Origin of the sequence: Streptomyces silvisoli (assembly GCF_029269905.1) — a bacterium.
GTDB lineage: Bacteria > Actinomycetota > Actinomycetes > Streptomycetales > Streptomycetaceae > Streptantibioticus_A > Streptantibioticus_A silvisoli_A.
This window is the reverse complement of record NZ_JARJBC010000017.1, coordinates 14785-38534: the sequence shown is the minus strand read 5'-3', so window position 1 is coordinate 38534 and position 23750 is coordinate 14785. Positions and strand designations below refer to the sequence as shown.

At 72.6% G+C, this 23750-nt stretch carries 22 protein-coding genes and 1 pseudogene; 11 read left to right on the top strand and 12 right to left on the bottom strand.

What is annotated here, in order from left to right; genetic code table 11:
- Nucleotides 1–23: 23 nt before the first annotated feature.
- Nucleotides 24–1499 carry a tRNA (N6-isopentenyl adenosine(37)-C2)-methylthiotransferase MiaB gene (miaB, locus tag P3G67_RS24440; protein ID WP_276095400.1) on the bottom strand — a complete coding sequence of 492 codons (1476 nt, stop codon included), beginning with the start codon at nucleotides 1497–1499 and terminating at the stop codon, nucleotides 24–26.
- 83 nt (nucleotides 1500–1582) lie between these two features.
- On the opposite strand from miaB, the gene P3G67_RS24435 reads away from it, so the two are divergent.
- The gene (locus tag P3G67_RS24435; protein WP_276095399.1) at nucleotides 1583–2569 is read left to right on the top strand and encodes a TAXI family TRAP transporter solute-binding subunit; all 987 of its coding nucleotides are present in this window, start codon (nucleotides 1583–1585) and stop codon (nucleotides 2567–2569) included.
- Here P3G67_RS24435 and P3G67_RS24430 read toward each other — a convergent pair.
- Both P3G67_RS24430 and P3G67_RS24425 read right to left on the bottom strand, forming a co-directional pair.
- Entirely contained in the window at nucleotides 2559–3974 is a 1416-nt protein-coding gene (locus P3G67_RS24430; RefSeq protein WP_276095398.1) for a sensor histidine kinase, read from the bottom strand. The two genes, P3G67_RS24435 and P3G67_RS24430, sit on opposite strands and share 11 nt — an antisense overlap.
- Nucleotides 3975–3985: 11 nt before the next feature.
- The gene (locus P3G67_RS24425) at nucleotides 3986–4690 is read right to left on the bottom strand and encodes a response regulator transcription factor (protein WP_276095514.1); all 705 of its coding nucleotides are present in this window, start codon (nucleotides 4688–4690) and stop codon (nucleotides 3986–3988) included.
- Nucleotides 4691–4970: 280 nt separating this feature from the next.
- Here P3G67_RS24425 and P3G67_RS24420 point away from each other — a divergent pair, with 280 nt between their 5' ends.
- The 7 genes from P3G67_RS24420 to P3G67_RS24395 all read left to right on the top strand — a co-directional run bounded on the left by P3G67_RS24420 (nucleotide 4971) and on the right by P3G67_RS24395 (nucleotide 10408).
- On the top strand, nucleotides 4971–5768 hold the full coding sequence (locus tag P3G67_RS24420) for an amino acid ABC transporter ATP-binding protein (protein ID WP_391858334.1): 798 nt from the start codon (nucleotides 4971–4973) through the stop codon (nucleotides 5766–5768).
- Nucleotides 5769–5895: 127 nt separating this feature from the next.
- The gene (locus P3G67_RS24415) at nucleotides 5896–6543 is read left to right on the top strand and encodes an amino acid ABC transporter permease (RefSeq protein WP_276095397.1); all 648 of its coding nucleotides are present in this window, start codon (nucleotides 5896–5898) and stop codon (nucleotides 6541–6543) included.
- Nucleotides 6540–7340 (top strand): amino acid ABC transporter permease, encoded by an 801-nt coding sequence (locus tag P3G67_RS24410; protein WP_276095396.1) that lies wholly within the window; start codon nucleotides 6540–6542, stop codon nucleotides 7338–7340. The genes P3G67_RS24415 and P3G67_RS24410 overlap by 4 nt, the downstream gene beginning before the upstream one ends.
- Nucleotides 7341–7474: 134 nt before the next feature.
- Nucleotides 7475–9187 carry an FAD-dependent monooxygenase gene (locus tag P3G67_RS24405; protein WP_276095395.1) on the top strand — a complete coding sequence of 571 codons (1713 nt, stop codon included), beginning with the start codon at nucleotides 7475–7477 and terminating at the stop codon, nucleotides 9185–9187.
- An 85-nt stretch (nucleotides 9188–9272) separates the two neighbouring features.
- A complete protein-coding gene (locus P3G67_RS36115; RefSeq protein WP_391858336.1) occupies nucleotides 9273–9359 on the top strand; it encodes a putative leader peptide in 87 nt (28 codons plus the stop codon).
- Nucleotides 9360–9482: 123 nt separating this feature from the next.
- Nucleotides 9483–9977 (top strand): cysteine dioxygenase, encoded by a 495-nt coding sequence (locus P3G67_RS24400; protein ID WP_313881182.1) that lies wholly within the window; start codon nucleotides 9483–9485, stop codon nucleotides 9975–9977.
- A gap of 2 nt (nucleotides 9978–9979) precedes the next feature.
- Nucleotides 9980–10408: a rhodanese-like domain-containing protein gene (locus P3G67_RS24395; RefSeq protein WP_276095393.1), complete on the top strand. Its 429-nt coding sequence runs from the start codon at nucleotides 9980–9982 to the stop codon at nucleotides 10406–10408.
- Here the strand turns inward: P3G67_RS24395 and recX are convergent.
- The 3 genes and pseudogenes from recX to P3G67_RS24380 form a co-directional block, all read right to left on the bottom strand.
- A pseudogene (gene recX / locus P3G67_RS24390) lies at nucleotides 10393–10986 on the bottom strand (recombination regulator RecX); the annotation flags it as partial. The gene P3G67_RS24395 and the pseudogene recX overlap by 16 nt on opposite strands.
- A complete protein-coding gene (recA, locus tag P3G67_RS24385) occupies nucleotides 10962–12080 on the bottom strand; it encodes a recombinase RecA (RefSeq protein ID WP_276095392.1) in 1119 nt (372 codons plus the stop codon). The pseudogene recX and the gene recA, both read right to left, overlap by 25 nt.
- Before the next feature lie 255 nt (nucleotides 12081–12335).
- Nucleotides 12336–12530 (bottom strand): DUF3046 domain-containing protein, encoded by a 195-nt coding sequence (locus tag P3G67_RS24380; RefSeq protein ID WP_269856644.1) that lies wholly within the window; start codon nucleotides 12528–12530, stop codon nucleotides 12336–12338.
- 99 nt (nucleotides 12531–12629) lie between these two features.
- On the opposite strand from P3G67_RS24380, the gene P3G67_RS24375 reads away from it, so the two are divergent.
- From P3G67_RS24375 to P3G67_RS24365, 3 genes are all read left to right on the top strand, one after another.
- Nucleotides 12630–13544 (top strand): hypothetical protein, encoded by a 915-nt coding sequence (locus P3G67_RS24375; protein ID WP_276095391.1) that lies wholly within the window; start codon nucleotides 12630–12632, stop codon nucleotides 13542–13544.
- 114 nt (nucleotides 13545–13658) lie between these two features.
- Nucleotides 13659–18395: an ATP-dependent helicase gene (locus tag P3G67_RS24370; RefSeq protein WP_276095390.1), complete on the top strand. Its 4737-nt coding sequence runs from the start codon at nucleotides 13659–13661 to the stop codon at nucleotides 18393–18395.
- Nucleotides 18396–18455: 60 nt separating this feature from the next.
- Nucleotides 18456–19259: an Fpg/Nei family DNA glycosylase gene (locus P3G67_RS24365; RefSeq protein WP_276095389.1), complete on the top strand. Its 804-nt coding sequence runs from the start codon at nucleotides 18456–18458 to the stop codon at nucleotides 19257–19259.
- Between the two features lie 12 nt (nucleotides 19260–19271).
- On the opposite strand, the gene P3G67_RS24360 is transcribed toward P3G67_RS24365, so the two are convergent.
- The 6 genes from P3G67_RS24360 to rimO all read right to left on the bottom strand — a co-directional run bounded on the left by P3G67_RS24360 (nucleotide 19272) and on the right by rimO (nucleotide 23642).
- Nucleotides 19272–19694 (bottom strand): hypothetical protein, encoded by a 423-nt coding sequence (locus P3G67_RS24360; protein ID WP_276095388.1) that lies wholly within the window; start codon nucleotides 19692–19694, stop codon nucleotides 19272–19274.
- Between the two features lie 174 nt (nucleotides 19695–19868).
- On the bottom strand, nucleotides 19869–20345 hold the full coding sequence (locus tag P3G67_RS24355) for a Dps family protein (RefSeq protein ID WP_269856649.1): 477 nt from the start codon (nucleotides 20343–20345) through the stop codon (nucleotides 19869–19871).
- Between the two features lie 154 nt (nucleotides 20346–20499).
- Nucleotides 20500–20868, bottom strand: coding sequence for a helix-turn-helix domain-containing protein (locus P3G67_RS24350; protein WP_269856650.1), 369 nt, complete (start codon nucleotides 20866–20868; stop codon nucleotides 20500–20502).
- 109 nt (nucleotides 20869–20977) lie between these two features.
- Entirely contained in the window at nucleotides 20978–21502 is a 525-nt protein-coding gene (locus P3G67_RS24345) for a CinA family protein (protein ID WP_276095387.1), read from the bottom strand.
- Entirely contained in the window at nucleotides 21499–22176 is a 678-nt protein-coding gene (pgsA, locus tag P3G67_RS24340; protein WP_269856652.1) for a CDP-diacylglycerol--glycerol-3-phosphate 3-phosphatidyltransferase, read from the bottom strand. The genes P3G67_RS24345 and pgsA overlap by 4 nt, the downstream gene beginning before the upstream one ends.
- Nucleotides 22173–23642 (bottom strand): 30S ribosomal protein S12 methylthiotransferase RimO, encoded by a 1470-nt coding sequence (gene rimO / locus P3G67_RS24335; protein ID WP_276095386.1) that lies wholly within the window; start codon nucleotides 23640–23642, stop codon nucleotides 22173–22175. Before rimO ends, pgsA begins: the two co-directional genes overlap by 4 nt.
- Between the last annotated feature and the right edge of the window lie 108 nt (nucleotides 23643–23750).

Below are 23750 nucleotides of genomic sequence, written 5' to 3'. Positions count from 1 at the left end.
CCCGCGCGTCCCCGTTCCGCGGCTCAGTCGCAGCCGCAGGCGTTCGCCGGGGCCGGGGCGGGCGCCGGGACGCCGACGGTGGGCAGGCCGAGCATCACGCCCTTGGGCTCGGGCGCGGCGGTGCGCCGCTCCCACGCGTCGCCCGCACCGGTGCGCCGCACCGCCAGGGCGGGGCGCTCGGCGAGCAGGTGGTGCGGGGCCGCGTAGGTGACCTCGACGGTCACCACGTCGCCCGGACGCACCGGCTCCGTGGGGCGCTCGAAGTGCACCAGGCGGTTGTCGGGCGCCCGGCCCGACAGCCGGTGGGTGGCGTCGTCCTTGCGGCCCTCGCCCTCGGCGACCAGCACCTCAAGGGTGCGTCCCACCTGCTTCTTGTTCTCCTCCCAGGAGATCTCCTCCTGGAGCGCGACCAGCCGCTCGTAGCGCTCCTGGACGACCTCCTTGGGGATCTGCCCGTCCATCGTGGCGGCCGGGGTGCCCGGCCGCTTGGAGTACTGGAAGGTGAAGGCCTGGGCGAAGCGCGCCTCCCGCACCACGTGCAGGGTCTGCTCGAAGTCAGCCTCGGTCTCGCCGGGGAAGCCGACGATGATGTCGGTGGAGATGGCGGCGTCCGGCATCGCGGCGCGCACCTTCTCGATGATGCCGAGGTAGCGCTCCTGCCGGTAGGAGCGGCGCATCGCCTTGAGCACGGTGTCGGAGCCGGACTGCAGCGGCATGTGCAGCTGGTGCATCACGTTCGGCGTCTCGGCCATCGCCGCGATCACGTCGTCGGTGAAGTCCCGGGGGTGCGGCGAGGTGAAGCGCACCCGCTCCAGGCCCTCGACGTTGCCGCAGGCGCGCAGCAGCTTGGAGAACGCCTCGCGGTCGCCGATGTCGGAGCCGTACGCGTTGACGTTCTGGCCGAGCAGCGTGACCTCGATGACGCCGTCCGCGACCAGCGTCTCGACCTCGGCCAGGATGTCGCCGGGACGGCGGTCCTTCTCCTTGCCGCGCAGCGCCGGGACGATGCAGAAGGTGCAGGTGTTGTTGCAGCCGACGGAGATGGCGACCCATGCGGCGTAGGCGGACTCGCGGCGGGTGGGCAGCGTGGAGGGGAAGGTCTCCAGCGACTCGACGATCTCGACCTGCGCCTCTTCCGCGATCCTGGCCCGCTCCAGCAGCACCGGCAGCTGTCCGATGTTGTGGGTGCCGAAGACCACGTCGACCCAGGGCGCCTTCTTGACGATGGTGTCCCGGTCCTTCTGCGCGAGGCAGCCGCCGACCGCGATCTGCATACCCGGCCGCGCGGCCTTCCTGGGCGCGAGCTGCCCGAGATTGCCGTAGAGCCGGTTGTCGGCGTTCTCCCGCACCGCACAGGTGTTGAAGACCACCACATCGGCGTCATCACCAGTGGATGCCCGTACATACCCCGCGTCCTCCAGCAGCCCGGCCAGCCGCTCGGAGTCGTGGACGTTCATCTGGCACCCGTAGGTGCGCACCTCATATGTCTTCGCGCTCATCTCAATCCACCAGGGTACGTGCTCCGGCCCAGCCGCCGCCGCGCCCTTATCAAGCCCCGGTCGTGCTGGCAGGATCGCGGGTCATGAGGTTTCAGCTACCAGCCAGGCGAGGGCGGGCCGTGCGGTTGGGGATCGCCCTGGGGCTGGCGGGCGCGCTGGTGCTGTGGGAGGTGCTGCACTCTGCCGGGGCGCCGTATCCGCGTGGGCCGCTGACCGTCGCCACCGGGGTGCCGAGCGGGGTGTACCAGAAGTACGGGGAGTTGCTCCAGGGCGATCTCCGGCGTGACCTGCCCGGGGTGGCGGTGCGGCTGAAGGCGTCGCAGGGGTCGGTGCAGAACCTGGAGTACCTGGCTTCCGGCCAGGCCGACTTCACCTTCACCCAGGCCGACGCCGCGGCCGACTACCACGGGCCCGGCGCCTCGCATCTGCGGGCGGTGGCCCGGCTGTACGACGACTACATGCAACTGATCGTGCCCGCCCGGTCGAAGGTGAACTCGGTGCGCGACCTGCGCGGGCTGCGGGTGGGCATCGGCCAGCCGGGCTCCGGCGTGAGCCTCATCGCGCGGCGGCTGCTCAAGGCCGCCCGACTCGACGCGGACCGGGACCTGAAGGCGGTGCCCGCCGGGGTTGACACCGCGCCGGGGCTGCTGGAGTCCGGGAAGCTGGACGCGTTCTTCTGGTCCGGCGGGCTGCCCACCCTGGCGATCCAGCAACTGGCCAGGGAGTACCCGATCAAACTGGTCCCGCTCGCCGACGTGATACAGCCGCTGCACCAACTCGGCGCCGCCGCCGACTTCTACCGGGCGGCGGTGATGCCGCCGGACGCGTACCCCAACGTGCAGCACGGGCAGTCGATCGAGACGATCGCGGTGGCGAACCTTTTAGTCACCACGGACCGCACCGACCCCGCGCTGGTGCAGCGGGTCACCCAGACGGTGATCGACAGCCGGGACAGCATCGGCGCGGTGGTGCACTCGGCCCAGCAGGTCGACCTGCGTACCGCGATCTTCACCGATCCGCTGCCGCTGCACGAGGGCGCGCGCCGCTACTACCTGTCGGTCAAGCCGTAGGTTCGCTACGCGGCACGGTGAGCGTCACCCGCAGTCCGTGCGGCTGGTTGGGCGCGTAGCCGATCGTGCCGCCGCCCTTGGCGAGCAGCACCCGGGCGATGGACAGGCCGAGGCCCGAGCCGTCCACGTTCTGGTGGCGCGAGCCGCGCCAGAACCGGTCGCCGATCCGGGCGAGTTCGTCCTCGGTGAGCCCGGGACCGCCGTCGGCGACCACCACCTTGACGGTGTCCGCCCCGGTCAGCACGCTGACCACCACCTCCGCACCGTCCGGGGTGAACTTCACCGCGTTGTCCACCACCGCGTCCAGGGCGCTGGACAGTGCGATGGGGTCGGCCCAGCCGGTGGCCGCCGCGGCACCCTCGTGGCGGAGCTCGACCCCCGCCCGGTCCGCGGCGGGCCGCCAGGCGGCGACCCGGTCCGCGGCGAGCGCCGCGATGTCGGTCAACCGCAGGTTTGCGGCGGCGTGTTCGGCGGTGGCCAGGCCCAGCAGGTCGTCCAGCACGGTCGCCAGCCGCTTGCCCTCCTCCCGTACCGAGGCGATCTCCGCGTTGTCTTCCGGCAGTTCCAGGCTGAGCAGCTCTATCCGCAGCAGCAGCGCGGACAGCGGGTTGCGCAACTGGTGGGAGGCGTCCGCGACGAAGGCCCGCTGCTGCTCCAGCACCGCTTCGACGTTGTCGGCCATCTCGTTGAACGACCGTGCCAGGCGGCGCAGTTCGGGCGGCCCGCCGGCCGCCGCGACGCGTGAGGCCAGCCGTCCGGTGGCGATGTCGTGGGCGGCCCGGTCCAGTACCCTGACCGGCCGCAGCACCCAGGCGGTGAGCCGGATCGCGGCCAGCACGGCCACCACCGTGGCGGCCAGTTCACCGCCCACGATCAGCAGCCAGCCGTGCAGCACCCGGGAGCGCATGGCGCCGGTGGGCGAGTCGGTGAGGACGACGGCGACCACGTCGCCGTCCCGCACGATGGGCGAGGCGACGGTGATCCGGCTGCGCTGCCACGGCCACACCTGCGGCGGGTTGTGGCTGCGCCGTCCGGCCAGCGCCTCCTGGAACGACGGGTCGGCGACGACCTGGCGTCGGGTGAGCCAGTTCCGGGGGGCCACCGCCATCGTCGAGCCGTCGCGGTAGAAGACGCCGACGCGTATCCCGTACAGGTCCTCGTAGCGGGTGAGTTCGCTGCGCAGGGTCGACTCCCGCTCGCCGTCGTTGACCACGATGGTGCCGTCCGGCTCGCTGCTGGCGCTCACGTACTGGGCGATGGCGGCGAACCGCGCGGTGTCGTCGATGCGGTCCACGATGAGCCGCTGCTGCTGCGCGGCGGCCAGGCTGGCGGCGAGCGGGAAGCCGAGGGCGATCAGTACTGCCGCCATCAGGACGAGCAGCAGCGGAAGGAGGCGGGTGCGCACGGGGCGGGCGCCTACCGGGCGGCCGGGACGACGAGCCGGTAGCCGACCCCGCGTACGGTCTCGATCAGCGTGGGCAGCCCCAACTTGGAGCGCAGCGAGGCCACATGGACCTCCAGGGTGCGCCCGGTGCCCTCCCAGTTGGTACGCCACACCTCGCTGATGATCTGCTCCCGGCGGAAGACCACTCCGGGCCGCTGGGCGAGCAGCGCCAGCAGGTCGAACTCCTTGCGGGTCAGCGCCACCGGTTCACCGTCCACCGCGACCTGCCGGGTGGGCAGCTCTATGGCGATCGGGCCGAGCCGCACCTCGGGCCGGGGCCCGTCCGCGGGCACGTCCGGGTCGCGGTGCTCGGGCGGGCGGCGGCTGACGGCGTGGATGCGGGCGAGCAGTTCGCCGGTGTCGTACGGCTTGACCACGTAGTCGTCGGCGCCGAGGTTGAGGCCGTGGATCCTGGACCGTACGTCCGCCCGCGCGGTCACCATGATCACCCGGGTGTCGGTGCCGCGCTTGATGCGGCCGCACACCTCGAAGCCGTCCTGGTCCGGCAGGCCCAGGTCGAGCAGCACCACCGCGAACGGCGGTCCGGCGTCCGGCAGCAGGGCGCGCAGCGCCTCCTCGCCGCTGCGGGCGTGGACGACGTCGATGCCGTGTCTGGCGAGCACCGCGGACAGCGCGGCGGCGACCCTGTCGTCGTCCTCGACCAGCAACAGCCGCATCGGCTCTCCCCCCAGTCCTGCCTGTCCGTACCCGGCGTGCGCAGCCGGCAGCATCGAATACACCCCGACACCCGGGTGCCCCGTCAAGAGGGTCCAGGAGTGAAGCGCACACCGTTACCCAGCCGGTACGCACCGTACCCACCTGCCGACCACCTAGCGTGACAGGGAAGCCACGGAGGGTTGCCGGATCGTGATGCTCAAGTTCCGCTCAGATGTACTGACGTGGACGGGAGGGGATCATAGGGTCCACCCAACCCGACGAACGTGGAGCGACCGCCCGATGAGCGACTCTCCGGTGTCACCGGCGTCCCCATGGTCCGAGCGCGCCGTACCGCCCTCGGGCGAGCCGCTGGTCGTGCTGGACGGCGTCAACAAGCACTTCGGCGCGCTGCATGTACTCCGGGACATCGACCTCACCGTGGCGCGCGGCGAGGTCGTCGTGGTGATAGGCCCCTCCGGCTCCGGCAAGTCCACCCTGTGCCGCACGATCAACCGGCTGGAGACCATCGACTCCGGCGCCATCAGTATCGACGGCAGGCCGCTGCCCCAGGAGGGGCGCGAGCTGGCCCGGCTGCGCGCCGACGTCGGCATGGTCTTCCAGTCGTTCAACCTCTTCGCGCACAAGACGGTGCTGGAGAACGTCACCCTCGGCCAGATCAAGGTGCGCAAGTCGCCCAGGGAGACGGCCGAGCGCACCGCTCGCAGCCTGCTGGACCGGGTCGGGGTGAGCGGCCAGGCGGACAAGTACCCGGCGCAGCTCTCCGGCGGCCAGCAGCAACGCGTGGCGATAGCCCGGGCGTTGGCGATGGCGCCCAAGGTGATGCTGTTCGACGAGCCGACCTCGGCGCTGGACCCGGAGATGATCAACGAGGTGCTGGAGGTCATGCGGCAACTCGCCCGGGACGGCATGACCATGGTCGTGGTCACGCACGAGATGGGCTTCGCGCGCTCCGCGGCCCACCGGGTGGTCTTCATGGCGGACGGCCGGATCGTCGAACAGGCCCCGCCCGACCGGTTCTTCAGCAGTCCGCGCAGCGAACGGGCGAAGGACTTCCTGTCGAAGATCCTGCACCACTGAGGCGCCCCCGGGAACCTCCGCACCACCGAGCCGTTCACCGAACGCTTCCAGCGACCACGACGAGGCGGACCGGCGGCCACCCGGCCGCCGCGACCCACGTGTTCACCATCCGCCGGAAAGGATGCGCGTGCACGTACTCCTCGACGACTTCGCCCTGTTCCGCCACGGCTTCGTCGGCACCCTGCTGCTCACCTCGGTCAGCGCGGCGCTCTCGCTGGCCCTGGGGGTGCTGGTCGCGGCCTGCCGGGTATCCCCGGTTCCCGCACTGCGGATCCTCGCGACGGTGTGGGTGACGCTGCTGCGCAACACCCCGGTGACGCTGCTGTTCCTGGTCGCGGTGTTCGCCGCACCGCGGATCCTGTTCCCCGGCACCAGCCACTTCGCCCTCGCGGTGGGCGCGTTGGGCTGCTACACCTCGGCGTTCGTCGGCGAGGCGCTGCGCCACGGGGTCGACTCGGTGCCGCTGGGGCAGGCCGAGGCGGCCCGCAGTCTGGGCATGACGTTCCCGCAGACGCTGCGGCTGGTCGTGCTGCCGCAGGCGGGCCGTACCGCCGTCGCGCCGATCGGCAGCCTGATGGTCGCGCTCACCAAGAACTCCGCGATCGCGGGCTCGTTCGACGTCACGGATCTGTTCGCCGAGCAGAGGCGGCTGAGCGCGACCGGCCACGACGTCCTGGAGGTCTTCGTCTGGATCGCGCTGGCGTATCTCCTGATCACCTTCGTTATCAGCGAGTTGTTCCAGCTGCTTGAGCACCGGCTGGCGGTGGCGAGATGAGCGCCGGCGCGCTGTTCGACGCGCCCGGCCCCAGGACGCGCCGCCGCAGACGGATCTACGCGCTCGCCAGTACCGCGGCGATCCTCGCGCTGGCCGCCCTCGTCGCGCTACGGCTGTGCGGCAACGGGCAGTTCGCGGCGGCCGTATGGGATCCGGTCCGGGACCGCGGGCTCCAACAGCGCGTCGGCGACGGGGCCTTGGCGATCCTGAGAGCGTTCGCACTGGCGGCAGCGGGTTCGTTGGCGCTCGGCGCGTTGCTGGCGGTGGGGCGGCTGTCGGAGCACCGGCCGGTGCGGTGGGCGGCGACGGCCGTCGTGGAGTTCTTCCGGTCACTGCCGCCGCTGGTCCTGGTCTTCGCCCTGTACGCCGGCGCCCTCCCGCCGTCCTGGGCCCTGGTGCTGGGGCTCACCCTGTACCACGGGTGCGTGCAGGCCGAGGTGCTGCGGGCGGGGATCAGCGCGGTGCCCAGGGGGCAGGCGGAGGCCGGGTACGCCGTGGGGCTGCGCAAGTCCAGGGTGATGGCGACGGTGCTGGTCCCGCAGGCGCTGCGGGCGGTGCTGCCGACCGCCGTCAGCCAGTTGGCGGTCACCCTGAAGGACACCTCGCTGGGCTTCGTCATCGCCTACGGGGAACTCCTCCACGCGGGTCGGCTGGCCACCTCCAACACCATGACGCCCGGCGGCCGTCCATACCTCGCGGTGCTCGTCGTCATCGCAGCCGGCTACGTGGCGGTGTGCCTGGCGCTGTCCGCGCTGGCCCGCTGGATCGAACGACGCGGCGCACGGGGGCGCGGCTAAGTCGGACGGCGGCAACCAGCGGCGCACTGGCCGTGGCGGCGCTTGACGCAGGTAGCGGCAGTGGGTTGCATACACGATGTGATCGCACGCCGGGCAGCCACCGCCATCTCCCCCGCACACCGAGGATCCGCCGCATGGAACCGGTGATCGTCGCGGGTGCGGGCAGCACCGGCCTGACCCTCTCCCTCTGCCTCGCCCGGCACGGTGTCCCCGTCCTCCTGCTGGACGACGGCTCCTCCTGGCACGAGCGGCAGCCCGAGCGCACCGTCGTGCTGCGCCCGCGGACCGCCGAACTGCTGGCCCGGCTCGGCTACACCGCCGTACACACCGACGCGGCACGCTGGACGGCCTGGCGAACCCTGAGCCGCCGTCAGGAGGTGCAGTACGTCGAGTTCGACGCCGACACCGAGCCGTCGCCGCTGCACCTGCCGCAGGACCGGCTGCGGCAGGGCCTGCGCGAGGCGCTCGCCGGACAGGAACTGATCAAGGTCGCGCCCGGCAGCCGGTTGTACGCCTTCGAACAGGACGAGCACGGCCTCAGCGTGCACACCCGCGGCGCCGCCGGGACCTCCGGGCCGCCGGACACCTGGTGGCGCGGCAGCTATCTGGTCGGCTGCGACGGACCGCGCTCCACCCTGCGCAAACTCCTTCAGGTGCGCTTCCCCGGCCGAACCGCCGTGGAGCGGCACGCGGTCGCGGCGCTGCGGGTCGACCTGCCCGAGCCCGGTACCGCGCTGCTGCACCGCGATCCACCGGGCGGCCGGGGCTCGCAGGTGCTGGCGCGTCCGCTGCCGGACGGGGTGTGGCGGATGGACTGGGCGCTTCCGCTGGGCGGCCACCCGCTGACGGCGGACGCCCTGGTGACGCTGATCCGGTCCACGCTCGCCGAGTGGTGCGAGGGCTCGGTACCCCCGTACGACCTGCTGGGGTCCGCCGAGTATCCGGTGCACCAACGGCTGGCGCGCCGGTGGCGCTCCGGGCGGGCCTTCCTCGCGGGCGACGCCGCCCATCTGCTGGGCGCGTTGGGGACGCAGGGGCTTGAGGAGGGGCTGCGGGACGCGGAGAACCTCGCCTGGAAGCTGGCCATCGCCTGGCACCAGGGCGCCTCCGACACCCTGCTGGACAGCTACCAGGCCGAGCGGCGGTACGCGGTGGGGGCCAGACTGCGCGCCGCCGACCAGGCGCTGCCGCTGCTGCGCAGCTCCGGGGCCTGGCATACGCTGCGCCGCTCGCTGCTGTCCGGACCGATGAGCCGCCACACCGACCTGCTGACGGACGGCCACCTCGGCCGCGGCCTGCTCGGCGCTCCACCGGTCTACGACCGGTCGCCGCTGGCGCTGACCACTCCCCACGGTGGCGGTCGCGCACCGGGCCCCGGTGCGGTCGCATGGCCACGTGGGGAGGCCGCCGATGTGCCGGTGGTCGCGCTGGACGGTACGCGTGGGCGGCTGCGGGAGCGGCTGGGCCGCGATCTGCTGGCGGTGCTGGTGGCGCCGGGTACCGGGGTGTGGGAGAGCAGGCACTGGCTGACCGCCGGGCTGATGCCCCAACTGTCCACCGCGGTCGCGGCGTTGCCGACCCGTACCGAGTTGCTGGTCGCCGAGAACTATCCGGGTGCCACCGCGCACACCGTGCTGCTGATCCGCCCGGACGGCCATGTGGTGGGCGCGATGAACGGCTGCCGCCCGACCGATCTGTACGCCTACGCCGACGTGGCCCGGGGCGGCCCGCCACTGCAGCGGCCCACCGGCGGGGCGACGGCGGGCCGGGACACGGACGACTCGCCGGGTGCCGGTGCGCAGGAGCTGAGCGAGGAGGCGGCCGCCACCGCGCAGTCGCGCTCATGACCGGTGTGCGGCCGGCCCGCCGATCGTGACGGATCGGCGGATCTCTCCTTGACCCCCTCTCGCGGCACGTGGTTGACTCCGTAGCGTGACTGACACCGAGCTGCGTCTTGTGCGGAGGGTCCATCTGGACCTGGTCCGCTACGCGGGCTGCGTGTGTCGGCCGTCCCGTTGATCCGGTTTCCTCCTCCGCGCGGTATGGGCCGCGCCTTCTCGCGATCACCTGGGACGGTTCCCCTTGTCGCTCAACGACGTGTCATACGCCGATGCTCCGGCGCGCCCCGCGCCTCCTGCCGCCTTGCCCGCTCCGACCGAGGCCGAACTGCTTGACTTCGCCCGCCGCACCGCCGCCGACCCCGAGGTGCTGGACCGGCTGCCACTCGATCCGATGGGCCGCACCTGGGTGCGGCTGGAGGGACCGGGCGGCAGTGAGGCGTGGCTGATCGGCTGGCCGCCGGGCGCCGAGACCGGCTGGCACGACCACGGTGGGTCACGGGGCGCGTTCGCCACCGCGCTGGGCGAGTTGGCCGAGGAGTCGGTCGCCGTGCCGCTGCCGACCGCCGGCTGGCAGTCACTGGAACTCACCGACGATGTGGACCGCACCCGTAGGCTCCCGGTCGGGCGGGGCCGCGCCTTCGGCCCGTACCACGTGCACCAGGTGGTGAACGCCTCCGAGGAGCAACACGCCGTGTCGGTCCATGTGTACTATCCGCCGCTGCCTATGATGCGGCGGTACAGCAGGAGCGGCCGGGTACTTCGCCTGGCGCTGGTCGAGCGGCCGCAGGAGTGGTGACCGTGCCCGAACCCCGTGGCGTGGACGCCCTGTTGGCCGACGCCCGCGCCCGGCTGGTACGGCTGACCCCGGCCCAGGCCCGGGCGGCGGTGGACGACGGGGCGCTGCTGGTGGACATCCGCTATGCCGCGCTCCGCGAGCGCGACGGTACCGTTCCGGGCGCCGTCATCGTGGAGCGCAACGAGCTGGAGTGGCGCCTCGATCCGCTCTGCGACCACCGGATCGCCGAGGCGACCGGCGACGGCCGCCAGATCATCGTGCTGTGCAACGAGGGGTACGCGTCCAGCTTCGCCGCGGTCTCGCTTCAGGCGCTCGGGCTGCGCCGGGCCACCGATCTGGTCGGTGGATTCCAGGCCTGGCGCGCGGCGGGCCTGCCGGTCTCCCCCTCCGCCGGGCAGGTTGCCGCACCGGTCGCTCACTCGGGCAGATAGCCGTCCAGGAACTCGGCGTCCTCGCCCTCTTCCTCCAGGGCTCGCCGGACCACTCGTAGCGCCAGTCCCTCCGGGTATCCCTTGCGGGCGAGCATTCCGGCGAGCCGCCGTATCCGCTTGTCCCGGTCCAGGCCACGGGTGGCCCGCAGCTTGCGCTCCACCAGCGCGCGGGCGGTCTCCTCCTCACGCGTGGAGTCAAGCTGCTCCACGGCGCGTTCGATCACCGCGGACTCCACGCCGCGGGTGCGCAGTTCCCGGGCGAGCGCCCGCCGGGCCAGGCCCCGGCCATGGTGCCGGGACTCCACCCAGGCGTCCGCGAACGCCGCGTCGTCGATCAGGCCCACGTCCTCGAAGCGGGAGAGCACCCGCTCGGCGACCTCGTCGGGAACCTCCCGCCGCCGCATGGCGTCGGCAAGTTGCCTACGGGTCTTGGGAGTTCCGGTGAGCAGGCGCAGGCACAGCGCGCGTGCCCGCTCCTCCGGATCTCGTGGCAGGTCCCGCTCCGCGTTGGCCGAGGGGGGTCCGTCGCCGGACCCGTCCGACCGCCTCATGGTCAGGCCTTGGCCGCCGCGGACTTGGCCGCCTTGCTGGGCTTGGCCGGGGTGGCCGCCGCCACCGGATCCGCCGCCGTCGCCGTGGCCGCGTCGGCGCCCGGCTCACCGCCCGGGGCCTCGGTCCTGACGCCGATGCCCAGCTTCTCCTTGATCTTCTTCTCGATCTCGTCGGCGAGATCGGGGTTGTCCTTCAGGAAGTTACGGGCGTTCTCCTTGCCCTGGCCGAGCTGGTCGCCCTCGTAGGTGTACCAGGCGCCGGCCTTGCGGATGAAGCCGTTCTCCACACCCATGTCGATCAGGCCGCCCTCACGGCTGATGCCCTGGCCGTAGAGGATGTCGAACTCGGCCTGCTTGAAGGGCGGGGCGACCTTGTTCTTGACGACCTTGACCCGGGTGCGGTTGCCGACCGCCTCCGTGCCGTCCTTGAGCGTCTCGATGCGGCGGATGTCGAGCCGCACCGACGCGTAGAACTTCAGCGCGCGGCCACCGGTCGTGGTCTCCGGCGAACCGAACATCACGCCGACCTTCTCGCGCAGCTGGTTGATGAAGATCGCGGTGGTCTTGGACTGGTTCAGCGCACCGGTGATCTTCCGTAGCGCCTGGCTCATCAGCCGGGCCTGCAGACCCACATGGGAGTCGCCCATCTCGCCCTCGATCTCGGCCCGGGGCACCAGGGCGGCCACCGAGTCGATCACGATGAGGTCCAGCGCGCCGGAGCGGACCAGCATGTCCACGATCTCCAGCGCCTGCTCGCCGTTGTCCGGCTGGGACAGGATCAGCGAGTCGATGTCCACGCCGAGCTTCTTGGCGTACTCGGGGTCGAGGGCGTGCTCGGCGTCCACGAAGGCGACCGCGCCACCGGCCCGCTGGGCGTTGGCCACCGCGTGCAGGGTGAGGGTGGTCTTACCGGAGGACTCCGGCCCGTACACCTCCACCACCCGGCCGCGCGGCAGGCCGCCCACGCCGAGTGCCACGTCGAGTGCGGTCGACCCGGTCGGGATGATCTCGATGGGCTCGTTCGGCCGCTCGCCGAGGCGCATGACGGCACCCTTGCCGAACTGCCGTTCAATCTGTGCGAGCGCGGCGTCGAGCGCCTTCTCGCGGTCGGTTCCTGCCATGGGTTCCACCCGGTTCGCTTGAGTCGATCGCTTCACGTCCACCGACGCTAGCGCCTGCCACTGACAATGCGCCCCGACACCGTCCGCGAGGCCGCTGCGGACCGTGGAGGGACGGCCCGGCACACCCCATAAGAATGGATGTTCGAATTTCGTGTCAAGCGACCCACCAGCCCCTGTGGATAACCATGAAACCGCAGGTCACAGCGTTTTCGCCGATGCCGCCACGCGCGGCGGCCGACGCCGACCGGAGCGCGGTCAGCGCCGCTCCGCGGGCACGTCCACCGCCTGGCAGACCGCCCGCCACACGTCCTTCGCCTCCCAGCCCGCCTCGAACGCCTGGTAGACCGTGCGCCCACCCAGTTCGGACATCACATGGTCACGGGCGAACGAGTCGGCGTACGCCGCACCGAAGTGCGTGCTCATACGCTCCCAGAAGACCGTCAACTTCATGCCCCCAGTATCCCGCCCAGGAGGCGGCCGCTTCGCACCGACGGGTGCACCCTGGTCACAGCCATAGGCAGCGGGCAGGCGGCGCCCTACTGTGCGGCCATGGCCGGATCCGCAGTCCCCTCCTCCAGCTCCCTTACCGCGTCCACCCTGCTGACCTCGCCGCTCGCCCGCGCCGAGCGCTTCGTGTGGCTGACCGCCCGGGTGCTCGAACAGCGCAGGTTCGCCCACCACTTCCTGGACGGCGGAGCCGACCCCGTCGAGACCGCGCTCACGGCGTACCGCAACGAGGACGGCGGCTACGGGCACGCCCTGGAGCCCGAACTGCGCGGGCCGGTCAGCCAACCGGCGCACGCCGCGCACGCGTTGCGGGTGCTGGACGAGATCGGCCACTGCGGCGGCCAGCGGGCCGAGCGGCTGTGCCGCTATCTGACCTCGGCGTCCACCCCGGACGGCGCGCTGCCCGCGCCGCACCTGCCGCAGGATCCCGCCGCCCACCTGGCGGAGCCGACCGGCGACCTGCTGGCCACCGGCCCGGTGGTGGGCGTACTGCACCGCAACGGCGTCTGGCACGCATGGCTGTTCCGGGCCACCGACTTCTGCTGGGCGGCGGTGGAGAGCCTGGAGCACCCCGATCCGCAGCAGGTCCAGGCGGCGATCGCGTTCCTGGACGGGGTTCCGGACCGGCCCCGCGCCGAGGCGGTGGCGGAGCGGCTGGGACGGCTGGTACGCAGGCGGCGGCTGGCGGTACTGGAACCGGCACAGGGTCCCGACGCGCACCACCACCACTACTACGCGTACGACTTCGCACGCTCCCCCGACTCGCTCGCGCGCCGGTGGTTCACCAACGCGGAGATGGACCGCGCCCTGGACTTCCTGGCCGCCGCACAGGCCCCGGACGGCGGCTGGCCGCTGCGCTCCCAGTCCTGGACCCCGGCCGCCCAGCTGGAACGCCGTCCCATCCTGACCATCGAGGCGCTGCTCACCCTGCGCGCCTACGGCCGCGGGGTCGCCTAGCGCTGGGGCAGCGCACGGGCCCCGCCGGGCGGGCCCGCGCCGGACGCTGACCTCCAGCGCCCCCGAACCCGCAGGTCAGCGCGATTGTCAGTGGGCCGAGGCACGATGGATGGCATGTCGATCGGCAAGCGTCGTCAGACACCGGATCCGGAGTGGGAGCTGAATCCGGCGTCGGCCCTGGAATCCTTCGCCCCGGCCACCCGCGCGTGGTTCACGGGAGCCTTCCACGCGCCGACGAGCGCGCAGGCTGGGGCCTGGCGGGCCATCGCGCAGGAGTCCGACGTGCTGGTCGTCGCGCCCACCGGATCCGGGAAGACGCTCGCCGCCTTCCTGGCCTCCCTGGACCGGCTGGCGAACACTCCCGCCCCGGCCGAGGCCAAGCGCCGCTGCCGGGTGCTGTACGTCTCCCCGCTCAAGGCGCTCGCCGTGGACGTCGAGCGGAACCTGCGCAGCCCGCTGACCGGGCTGCGGCACGAGGCGGTGCGGCTCGGGCTGCCGGAGCCGGACGTGCGGGTCGGCATCCGTTCCGGGGACACCCCGGCCGCCGAGCGCCGCTCGATCGCCGTCAAGCCGCCGGACATCCTGATCACCACCCCGGAATCGCTGTTCCTGATGCTGACCTCCAGCGCCCGGGACGCGCTGCGGGGTGTGGAGACGGTGGTCCTGGACGAGGTGCACGCGGTCGCCGGGACCAAGCGCGGCGCGCATCTGGCGCTGTCACTGGAGCGCCTCGACGAGTTGCTGGACCGGCCCGCCCGGCGGATCGGCCTGTCCGCGACGGTGCGGCCGGTGGACGAGGTGGCCCGCTTCCTGTCCCCGCGGCGCAAGGTGACGATCGTCCAGCCCCGCTCGCAGAAGGAGTTCGACCTGTCGGTCGTGGTCCCGGTGGAGGACCTGGGGGAGCTGGGCGGCTCCCCGGTGTCCGACGCCGGTGGCGCGGACGGCGGCGAGCGGCCGTCGATCTGGCCGCATGTCGAGGAGCGGATCGCCGATCTGGTGCAGTCCCACCGCTCCACGATCGTGTTCGCCAACTCCCGTCGGCTCGCAGAGCGGTTGTGCAACCGGCTCAACGAGATCGCCCATGAGCGGGCCATGGCCGCCGCGCCCGACGGGTACGGCCCGGCGCTGCCCGAGGACCACTCCCCCGCCCAGCTGATGGGCGGCTCCGGGGCCGCCAAGGGTGCGCCGCCGGTGCTGGCCCGGGCCCACCACGGTTCGGTCTCCAAGGAGCAACGGGCACTGGTCGAGGAGGACTTGAAGGCCGGGCGGCTGCCCGCCGTGGTCGCCACCTCCAGCCTTGAGCTGGGCATCGACATGGGCGCGGTGGATCTGGTGGTACAGGTCGAGTCGCCGCCGTCGGTGGCCTCCGGGCTACAGCGGGTGGGCCGGGCCGGACACCAGGTGGGTGCCGTCTCCACCGGTGTGGTCTTCCCCAAGTACCGCGGCGACCTGGTGCAGTCCGCCGTGGTCACCGAGCGGATGCGGCAGGGCGGCATCGAGGCGCTGCGCATCCCCGCCAACCCGCTGGACGTGCTGGCGCAGCAGTTGGTCGCGATGACGGCGATGGACACCTGGGACGTGGAGGAGCTGCTGGCGCTGGTGCGGCGCGCCGCGCCGTTCGCCGCGTTGCCGGAGTCCGCGTACACCGCCGTGCTGGACATGCTCGCCGGCCGCTACCCCTCGGACGCGTTCGCCGAGTTGCGCCCGCGTGTGGTGTGGGACCGGGTGGCGGGCACGGTCAGCGGGCGGCCCGGTGCGCAGCGGCTGGCGGTGACCTCGGGCGGCACCATCCCGGACCGCGGCCTGTTCGGGGTCTTCCTCGCGGGCGCCGACCCGAAGAAGGGCGGCGGCCGGGTCGGTGAGCTGGACGAGGAGATGGTCTACGAGTCCAGGGTCGGCGATGTGTTCACCCTGGGCACCACCTCATGGCGGATCGAGGACATCACCCGCGACCGCGTACTGGTCTCCCCCGCCCCCGGGGTGCCCGGCAGGCTGCCGTTCTGGAAGGGCGACCAGCTCGGCAGGCCGCTCGAACTCGGCCGTGCCCTGGGCGCGTTCCTCCGCGAGATCGGCGGCCAGAACCCGCAGGAGGCGCGGGCCCGGCTCGCCTCCGCCGGGCTCGACACCTGGGCGGCGGACAACGTCCTGGCCTATCTGGACGAGCAGCGCCGGGCGTGCGGTCATGTCCCGGACGACCGGACCATCGTGGTGGAGCGGTTCCGTGACGAGCTGGGCGACTGGCGGGTCGTGGTGCACTCCCCGTTCGGCGCCCAGGTACACGCCCCGTGGGCGCTCGCCCTCGGCGCCCGGCTCGCCGAGCGGTACGGGTTCGACGCCCAGGTGATGCACGCCGACGACGGCATCGTGCTGCGGCTGCCCGACGCCGACCTGCTCGGCCTCGACCTGCTGGACGTCGATCCGCTGAAGACGGGTGCGGAGTACGACACGGAGCAGAGCCCGGTGGGGGCGGCCGACGTGGTCTTCGACAAGGGGGAGATCGAGCAGATCGTCACCGAGCAGGTCGGCGGCTCCGCGCTGTTCGCGTCCCGGTTCCGCGAGTGCGCGGCCCGAGCCCTGCTGCTGCCCCGCCGCAATCCGGGCAAGCGGACACCGCTGTGGCAGCAGCGCCAGCGGGCCGCCCAACTCCTTTCGGTGGCATCCGAGTTCGGCTCGTTCCCGATCGTCCTGGAAGCGGTCCGCGAGTGCCTCCAGGACGTGTTCGACGTGCCGGGCCTGGTGGAGCTGATGGGCGACATCGAGGGGCGGGCGGTCCGGCTGGTCGAGGTGACCACCCCCGAGCCGTCCCCGTTCGCCCGCTCGCTGCTGTTCGGCTATGTGGCGCAGTTCCTGTACGAGGGCGACTCCCCGCTGGCCGAACGGCGCGCCGCCGCCCTGTCGTTGGACTCCCGGCTGCTGGCCGAACTGCTCGGCCAGGCGGAGCTGCGCGAGCTGCTGGACGCCGACGTCATGGCGGAGCTGGAGCGCGAGCTGCAGTGGCTGACCGAGGACCGGCGGGCCAAGGACGTCGAGGGCGTCGCCGATCTGCTGCGGGTACTCGGCCCGCTCACCGGCGGGGAGTTGACCGAGCGCGGCGCGGAGCCGGGCTGGCCGCTGGAGCTGGAGGCCGCCCGGCGGGCGATCCGGGTCCGGATCGGCGGCGCCGAGCACTGGGCGGCCGTCGAGGATGCCGGGCGGCTGCGGGACGCGCTCGGCACGGCGCTGCCGGTGGGCGTGCCGGAGGCGTTCACCGAGCCGGTCAAGGACCCGCTGGGCGATCTGCTCGCCCGGTACGCGCGCTCCCACGGCCCGTTCACCGCCGCCGACGCGGCGGCACGCTTCGGCATCGGCGCCGCGGTGGCCGAGACCACACTGCACCGGCTGGCCGCCAACGGCCATGTCGTGCAGGGGGAGTTCCGGCCCGAGGGCCTGGGCCACGAGTGGTGCGACGCGGGAGTGCTGCGCAGGCTGCGCCGCCGGTCACTGGCGGCGCTACGGCACGAGTTGGAGCCGGTGCCGCCAGGCGCGCTGGCCGCGTTCCTCCCCCAGTGGCAGCAGGTGGGCACACGGGCGCTGCGCGGGCTCGACGGACTGCTGCGCGCCGTCGAGCAGTTGCAGGGCTGCGCCGTGCCCGCCTCCGCTCTGGAGAAGCTGGTGCTGCCGTCGCGGATCGCGGACTACACCCCGGCGATGCTCGACCAGCTCACCGCTTCCGGCGATGTGATCTGGTCCGGCGCCGGGGCACTGCCCGGCAAGGACGGCTGGGTCACCCTCCATCTGGCCGACACCGCCCCTGTGCTGCTCCCCGCCCCGCTGCCGCTGGAGCTGACACCGCTGCACCGCGCGGTCCTCGGCGCCCTGTCCGGCGGCTACGGCCTGTTCTTCCGGCAGATAGCCGAACAGGTCAGGGCCACCATGCCGGAGGCGACCGATCCGCAACTGGCCGACGCGTTGTGGGAGTTGGCCTGGTCGGGGCGGCTGACCAACGACACGCTCGCCCCGCTGCGCGCGCTGCTCGGCTCGGGCCGTACGGCGGGCTCCACGGCGCACCGGGCGCCCAGGGCCACCCCGCGCGGCCGGTACGGATCCTCGATGCCCCGGCCCACGGCGTCGCGCACCGGCCCCCCGACCACCGCCGGGCGGTGGTCGCTGGTACCGCAGGCCGAGACCGACCCGACCGTACGGGCACACGCGCTGGCGCACACCCTGCTGGACCGGCACGGTGTGGTGACCCGGGGCGCGGTCGCGGCCGAAGGGGTCGAGGGCGGCTTCTCCGCGGTGTACCGCGTGCTGTCGGCGTTCGAGGAGAGCGGGCAGACCCGTCGCGGCTATGTGGTGGAGGGCCTGGGCGCGGCCCAGTTCGCCATGGACGGCGCGGTGGACCGGCTACGCGCCGTGCACACCGCCCGCGAGCGCGAGCAGCCGCAGCCGGCGGCGCCGCGCGCCGTCGTACTGGCCGCCGCGGACCCGGCGAACGCGTACGGCGCAGCGCTGCCCTGGCCCGATCCGCCGTCCGGCACCGAGGGGCGCCCAGGCCACAAGCCGGGCCGCAAGGCGGGCGCCCTGGTGGTGCTGGTCGACGGGGAGCTGACGCTGTACGTGGAGCGCGGCGGCAAGACGCTGCTGGCGTGGGACGGTGACTCGGGTGCGGACAGCCCTCGGCTGCGGGCGGCGGTGCGGGCGCTGGCCGACGCGGTGCGGGACGACGCGCTGGGCAGGCTGACGGTGGAGCGCGCCAACGGCGAGCCGGCGCTGGTCTCGCCGCTGGGCCGCGCCCTGGAGGCCGCCGGTTTCCACCCCACCCCGCGCGGCCTGCGGCTGCGGCCGTCGTCCGACCTCGCCGACCACGGCTGACGGCCGGCGGGCGCCGCCGTCCGTCACGGCATGACCGGGGCGTCACGGCATGATGGGGGTATGCCCGAAGGAGACACCGTCTGGCTGACGGCGCGCCGACTGCGGGAGGCACTGGCGGGCCGCGCGGTGGTCCGCTGCGACCTGCGCGTGCCCAAACTGGCGACGACGGACTTCTCCGGGCGGCGGATCGAGGAGGTGCTGTCACGCGGCAAGCACCTGCTGACCCGCTTTGAGGGCGGCTGGACGCTCCACTCGCATCTGCGGATGGACGGCTCCTGGCAGGTCTACGCCGCCGGTGAGCGGTGGCGCGGCGGTCCGCACCACCAGATCCGGGCGGTGCTGGCCACCGCCGAGTCGGTGGCCGTCGGCTACCGGCTGCCGGTGCTGGAGTTGCTGCGCACCGCCGAGGAGGACCGCGCCGTGGGCCATCTCGGCCCCGATCTGCTCGGCCCGGACTGGGACCCGGCCGAGGCGTTGCGCCGACTGCTGTCCGATCCCGGCCGCCCCGTCGGCGAAGCACTGCTGGACCAGCGCAATCTCGCCGGAATCGGCAACGTCTACAAGTCGGAGCTGTGTTTCCTGCGCGGCGTCACGCCCTGGACCCCAGTCGGTGAACTCGCTTCCGCGGAGCGGATGGTGGCCCTGGCGCACAAGCTCCTGGAGGCCAACAAGGCCCGCCACGGCCATATCACCACGGGCAACCCCCGGCGCGGACGCACCCACTGGGTGTACAACCGCGAGCACCAGCCGTGTCTACGCTGCGGCACCGCGGTACGCAGGGCCGACCAGGGACCGTCCGACGAGGCCCGCGTCACCTACTGGTGCCCGAGTTGCCAGAAGGGCCCGGCGCCACCGGCGATTTGAGGCCGGTCAGCGTCAACGCCCCTTAACGGGGCGCCGGGTTCGCGGTTTCGTGCCAACCGCGGATATCGCCGTCGCGCCAACCGGCGTGTACGCCCCCGGCCTTCGCGGCGTCGGCAACGGCGGCGCGGGCGCGCACCCCGCGCCGCCACGCGCTTCCGCGCGCCCCGTCTCACCCGGCGTGGACGCGGGCGTGGCGCGCCGCCCGCAGCGGGCGCCGCGCCATGGCGTGACGTGCACCGGCAGCAGCCCCAGCGTCCAGCCGCTCACCGCGAACCCCTGCTCAACCGGGCCGGTCTGCGCGGGGTGCACCGCCACCCGCAGCACTGCCCAGCACCACAGCAGAGCGAACGCGCCGACCGCGATCAGCCGCACGCGGCGCCAGACAGCACCACTGTGTTCCTCCTGGGGTGCATCCGCTGCCCATCGAGCGTCCATGGCCGCCTCCGAATCCCCGAGGCTGCGACAAGGAGCCCAGAGGGCTCCCGTACAGGGTGCGATGCCCCGTGCGGGTGATCATTAGCCCTCTGGTACGACGAGCGGAGCGGTCTTCACTCGATAGGAGCACCGCCAGAGCACGCACAGTGTCCACCAACTACGGTAAGCGACCACTCACACCTTGGCGTTCTCGGCCTGGAACATCCAGTAGTGCTTCTCCAGCGCCGCGGTCAGCCCCAGGAAGATGTCCTGCGTGACCAGGTCGGGCTCCTCGGTGGCCTTGATGCGCTCACGCATCCGCGTGATGACGCTGGCCAACGCCGCGATCATGGTGTCCACGGCGTCCTTGTCGTTGATCCAGCCGTCCTTCATGGTGGCGATGGCGCTGGTCTTGGCGACCGTCTCGGCCCTGCCGTCCGGCGGCACCCCGATCGTGGCGGCCCTTTCGGCGACCGTGTCGGAGTAGGTCCGTGCCGTGCTGACGACCTCGTCCAGCTGGAGGTGCACCGGGCGGAAGCGCGGCCCGACGATGTTCCAGTGAACCTGCTTGGCCACCAGGGAGAGGTCCACCAGGTCGACCAGCGCGCCCTGGAGCGCGTCCGCGGCCACCTTGCGGGCCTCGTCGGACAGAGCGGTCTTCACAACAGCCATGGTGTTGCCTCCTCGCCACTGGGGGACTTGGGTCCGTTTCGTCCACCCGGGCGCCTGCCCACTCAGGCTCGGTGAAACATGCGAAAGGGCCAGGCTGTCAGACAGCCCGGCCCCAGGGCCGTTGTGGCCCACCAGCTTTCACCGACGCAAACGATCAGGCCGCGACCACATCCACGGCCTCCGCCTGCGGTGGCTTGATCGTCACACGAGTGCCTGGCACATGAGTGACCGTCTCCAACATCGACCGCACCGGCACGGCCGCAACCTCCGTGGTCGCCGACTGAGCCAGCTCGGCGAGCGACAGCTCATCGCTGACCTCGCGCATGACCTCGGACATCCGCACGTCCAGGGCGTCGCAGATCGCGGAGAGCAGTTCGGAGGAAGCTTCCTTCTGGCCGCGCTCTACCTCTGACAGGTAGCCCAACGAGACTCTGGCCGATGCCGAGACCTCGCGCAGAGTGCGGCCCTGACGCTGGCGCTGCCGACGCAGCACGTCACCCAGCAGGCGACGGAGCAGAATCATCGGTGGCTCCCTCCTCGGACCGCGGATCCGTAAGCTTCTCGCCCCACCGTACCGCCTCCGGCAGCGGCCGTGCGGGGAGCGATGACGTGTTCACTAAGGGCTGCAAACATCAAATTCCCCCGTGGCGTTCCGTATCCTGTGCCCTCGCGTTCACTCGGTCGGCCTTCCGCCCGCCCCGCACCGCCTCCATCAGCAGTTCCAGCACCGCGGTGACGGTCGCGGCGCGGATGGCCGCGCGGTCGCCCGTCAGCCGGGGCGAACCGACCGACGTCCCCGAGGGACCGGCGACGGCCACGTGGACCGTGCCCACGTCCTTGTCGTCCTGGGGGTCGGGACCGGCGACCCCGGTGGTGGCCAGCCCCCAGGTGGCGCCCAGGAGGCGCCGCACGCCCTCCGCCATCTCGGCGGCGACCTTCGGGTCCACCGCGCCGCGCGCCGCCAGCAGCGCGCCGTCCACCCCGAGCACGTCCCGTTTGACGTCGGTGGCGTACGCGGTGACCGAGCCGCGGAAGGTGCGCGAGGCGCCCGGTACCGCGGTGACCTCCGCGGCCACCAGGCCCCCGGTCAACGACTCGGCGACGGCCAGCGTCGCGCCCTGCCGCTCCAGCAGCGCCAGCGCCTCGGCGGCGGTCATGCCGCGCCGTCCGGCCCCGCGTCGCGTTCGGCGGCCCGCTGGGCGGCCAGTCCGGCGCGGCGCAGCACCACCGCCTGCCGCACGTAGTCCAGGCCGGTCACCACGGTCAGCACCACCGCCACCGCCATCACCCAGGCCCGCAGCGTGGCCAGCGGCCCGGTCAGCGCCAGGACGTACATACCCACCGCGATGCCCTGGGTGAGGGTCTTCAACTTGCCGCCGCGGCTGGCCGGGATCACCCCGTGCTTGATGACCCAGAACCGCATCAGCGTGATGCCGATCTCGCGGAACAGGATCACCGCGGTGACCGCCCACGGCAGGTCGCCGAGCGCGGACAGCCCGACCAGCGCGGCGCCCATGATCGCCTTGTCCGCTATCGGGTCGGCGATCTTGCCGAAGTCGGTGACCAGGTTGTAGCGGCGGGCCAGTTCACCGTCGAACAGGTCGGTGATCATGGCGACGGCGAAGGCCGCCCACGCGAACGAGCGCCACGCCGGGTCGTGACCGCCCGCGTGGACCAGCAGCAGCACGAACCCCGGTACGAGCAGCAGCCGCACCATGGTCAGGATGTTGGCGATGTTCCACAGGCCTGGCCGGTCCACCGGGTCCCCGAGATGGTCGGGAGCCGCCGCGGGCCGGTGACCGCCCGCCGCGGACGCCGGTACACCGGTCATCTGCCCGCCTCCTCCGTACCGCTCGGGCCGCCGGTGAGCGGCTCGGCCACCAGGTCCACGCCCTCGGTGTCCACCACCTTGGCGGCCACGATGTCGCCGACCGCCACCCCCGCGCTGGAGGTGAGCACCACCTGGCCGTCGGTCTCCGGTGCCTGGTGCAGTCCGCGGCCGACGGCCTCGCCCTCCTCCAGCGACTCCACCAGCACCTCGACGGTCTCGCCCAGCCGCTCCTCGGCGCGCTGCGCGGTGAGTTCCTCGGCCAGCCGGGAGACTTGGGCCAGCCGCTCGGCGACCACGTCCTCGGCCAGCTTGCCGTCGTATCCGGCGGCCTCGGTGCCCTCCTCGTCGGAGTAGCCGAACACGCCGATGGCGTCCAGCCGCGCCTCGCTGAGGAAGCGTTCCAGCTCCGCCAGGTCGGCCTCGCTCTCGCCGGGGAAGCCGACGATGAAGTTGGATCGCACACCGGCCTGCGGCGCCTTGGCACGCACCGTCTCCAGCAGCTGCAGGAAGCGCTCGGTGTCGCCGAACCGGCGCATCGCGCGCAGCACTCCGGGCGCCGAGTGCTGGAAGGACAGGTCGAAGTAGGGCGCCACCTTGGGCGTCGAGGTCAGCACGTCGATCAGCGTCGGCCGCATCTCGGCGGGCTGGAGGTAGCTGACCCGGATCCGCTCGATCCCGTCGACCGCCGCGAGCTCCGGCAGCAGTGTCTCCAGCAGCCGGATGTCGCCGAGGTCCTTGCCGTAGGAGGTGTTGTTCTCGCTGACCAGCATGACCTCCTTGACGCCCTGCTCGGCCAGCCAGCGGGTCTCGCCGAGGACGTCGGAGGGGCGGCGGGAGATGAACGAGCCCCGGAAGGACGGGATGGCGCAGAAGGCGCACCGCCGGTCGCACCCCGAGGCGAGCTTCACCGAGGCGACCGGGCTGGAGTCCAGTCGGCGGCGCAGCGGCGCCCGCGGCCCTGACGCGGGCGCGACGCCCTCCGGCAGGTCGTCGGGCACCTGGCCGTGGCCGGGCAGCGCCACGGCGTTGTCCTGCCGCTCCACCGGGCTGATCGGCAGCAGCTTGCGCCGGTCGCGCGGGGTGTGCGGGGCGTGGACGCCGCCGGAGAGGATGGTCTGGAGGCGGCCGGAGATGTCCGCGTAGTCGTCGAAGCCCAGCACACCGTCGGCCTCGGGCAGCGCTTCGGCGAGTTCCTTGCCGTACCGCTCGGCCATGCATCCGACGGCGACGACCGCCTTGGTACGGGCCTCGCCCTTGAGGTCGTTGGCCTCCAGCAGGGCGTCGACCGAGTCCTTCTTGGCGGCGTCGACGAAGCCGCAGGTGTTGACCACGGCGACATCGGCTTCGGCGGCATCCTCCACGAGCTGCCAGCCGTCCGCCGCCAGACGGCCGGCGAGCTCCTCGGAGTCCACCTCATTGCGCGCGCAGCCGAGAGTGACGAGAGCGACGGTACGGGGTTCGGGCATGGGCTCAGCCTACTTTGTCCCTGACCGGGACTTCTCCGGCGACCCTGCCCGTGAGCGAGCCGCTGGGCGCGCCGCCCGCGGCCGCGGGGCGGCGGGCGGCGCCCCCTG

Excerpts from the sequence above, each read along its gene's own strand:
- P3G67_RS24375 (WP_276095391.1), top strand. The coding sequence starts at position 12,630 with ATGGCCGGATCCGCAGTCCCCTCCTCCAGCTCCCTTACCGCGTCCACC.
- P3G67_RS24365 (WP_276095389.1), top strand. The coding sequence starts at position 18,456 with ATGCCCGAAGGAGACACCGTCTGGCTGACGGCGCGCCGACTGCGGGAG.
- P3G67_RS24370 (WP_276095390.1), top strand. The coding sequence starts at position 13,659 with ATGTCGATCGGCAAGCGTCGTCAGACACCGGATCCGGAGTGGGAGCTG.
- P3G67_RS24360 (WP_276095388.1), bottom strand. The coding sequence starts at position 19,694 with ATGGACGCTCGATGGGCAGCGGATGCACCCCAGGAGGAACACAGTGGT.
- P3G67_RS24405 (WP_276095395.1), top strand. The coding sequence starts at position 7,475 with ATGGAACCGGTGATCGTCGCGGGTGCGGGCAGCACCGGCCTGACCCTC.
- pgsA (WP_269856652.1), bottom strand. The coding sequence starts at position 22,176 with ATGACCGGTGTACCGGCGTCCGCGGCGGGCGGTCACCGGCCCGCGGCG.
- P3G67_RS24345 (WP_276095387.1), bottom strand. The coding sequence starts at position 21,502 with ATGACCGCCGCCGAGGCGCTGGCGCTGCTGGAGCGGCAGGGCGCGACG.
- P3G67_RS24355 (WP_269856649.1), bottom strand. The coding sequence starts at position 20,345 with ATGGCTGTTGTGAAGACCGCTCTGTCCGACGAGGCCCGCAAGGTGGCC.
- miaB (WP_276095400.1), bottom strand. The coding sequence starts at position 1,499 with ATGAGCGCGAAGACATATGAGGTGCGCACCTACGGGTGCCAGATGAAC.
- P3G67_RS24380 (WP_269856644.1), bottom strand. The coding sequence starts at position 12,530 with ATGAAGTTGACGGTCTTCTGGGAGCGTATGAGCACGCACTTCGGTGCG.
- recA (WP_276095392.1), bottom strand. The coding sequence starts at position 12,080 with ATGGCAGGAACCGACCGCGAGAAGGCGCTCGACGCCGCGCTCGCACAG.
- rimO (WP_276095386.1), bottom strand. The coding sequence starts at position 23,642 with ATGCCCGAACCCCGTACCGTCGCTCTCGTCACTCTCGGCTGCGCGCGC.
- P3G67_RS24350 (WP_269856650.1), bottom strand. The coding sequence starts at position 20,868 with ATGATTCTGCTCCGTCGCCTGCTGGGTGACGTGCTGCGTCGGCAGCGC.
- P3G67_RS24420 (WP_391858334.1), top strand. The coding sequence starts at position 4,971 with ATGAGCGACTCTCCGGTGTCACCGGCGTCCCCATGGTCCGAGCGCGCC.
- P3G67_RS24410 (WP_276095396.1), top strand. The coding sequence starts at position 6,540 with ATGAGCGCCGGCGCGCTGTTCGACGCGCCCGGCCCCAGGACGCGCCGC.
- P3G67_RS24425 (WP_276095514.1), bottom strand. The coding sequence starts at position 4,690 with ATGCGGCTGTTGCTGGTCGAGGACGACGACAGGGTCGCCGCCGCGCTG.
- P3G67_RS24435 (WP_276095399.1), top strand. The coding sequence starts at position 1,583 with ATGAGGTTTCAGCTACCAGCCAGGCGAGGGCGGGCCGTGCGGTTGGGG.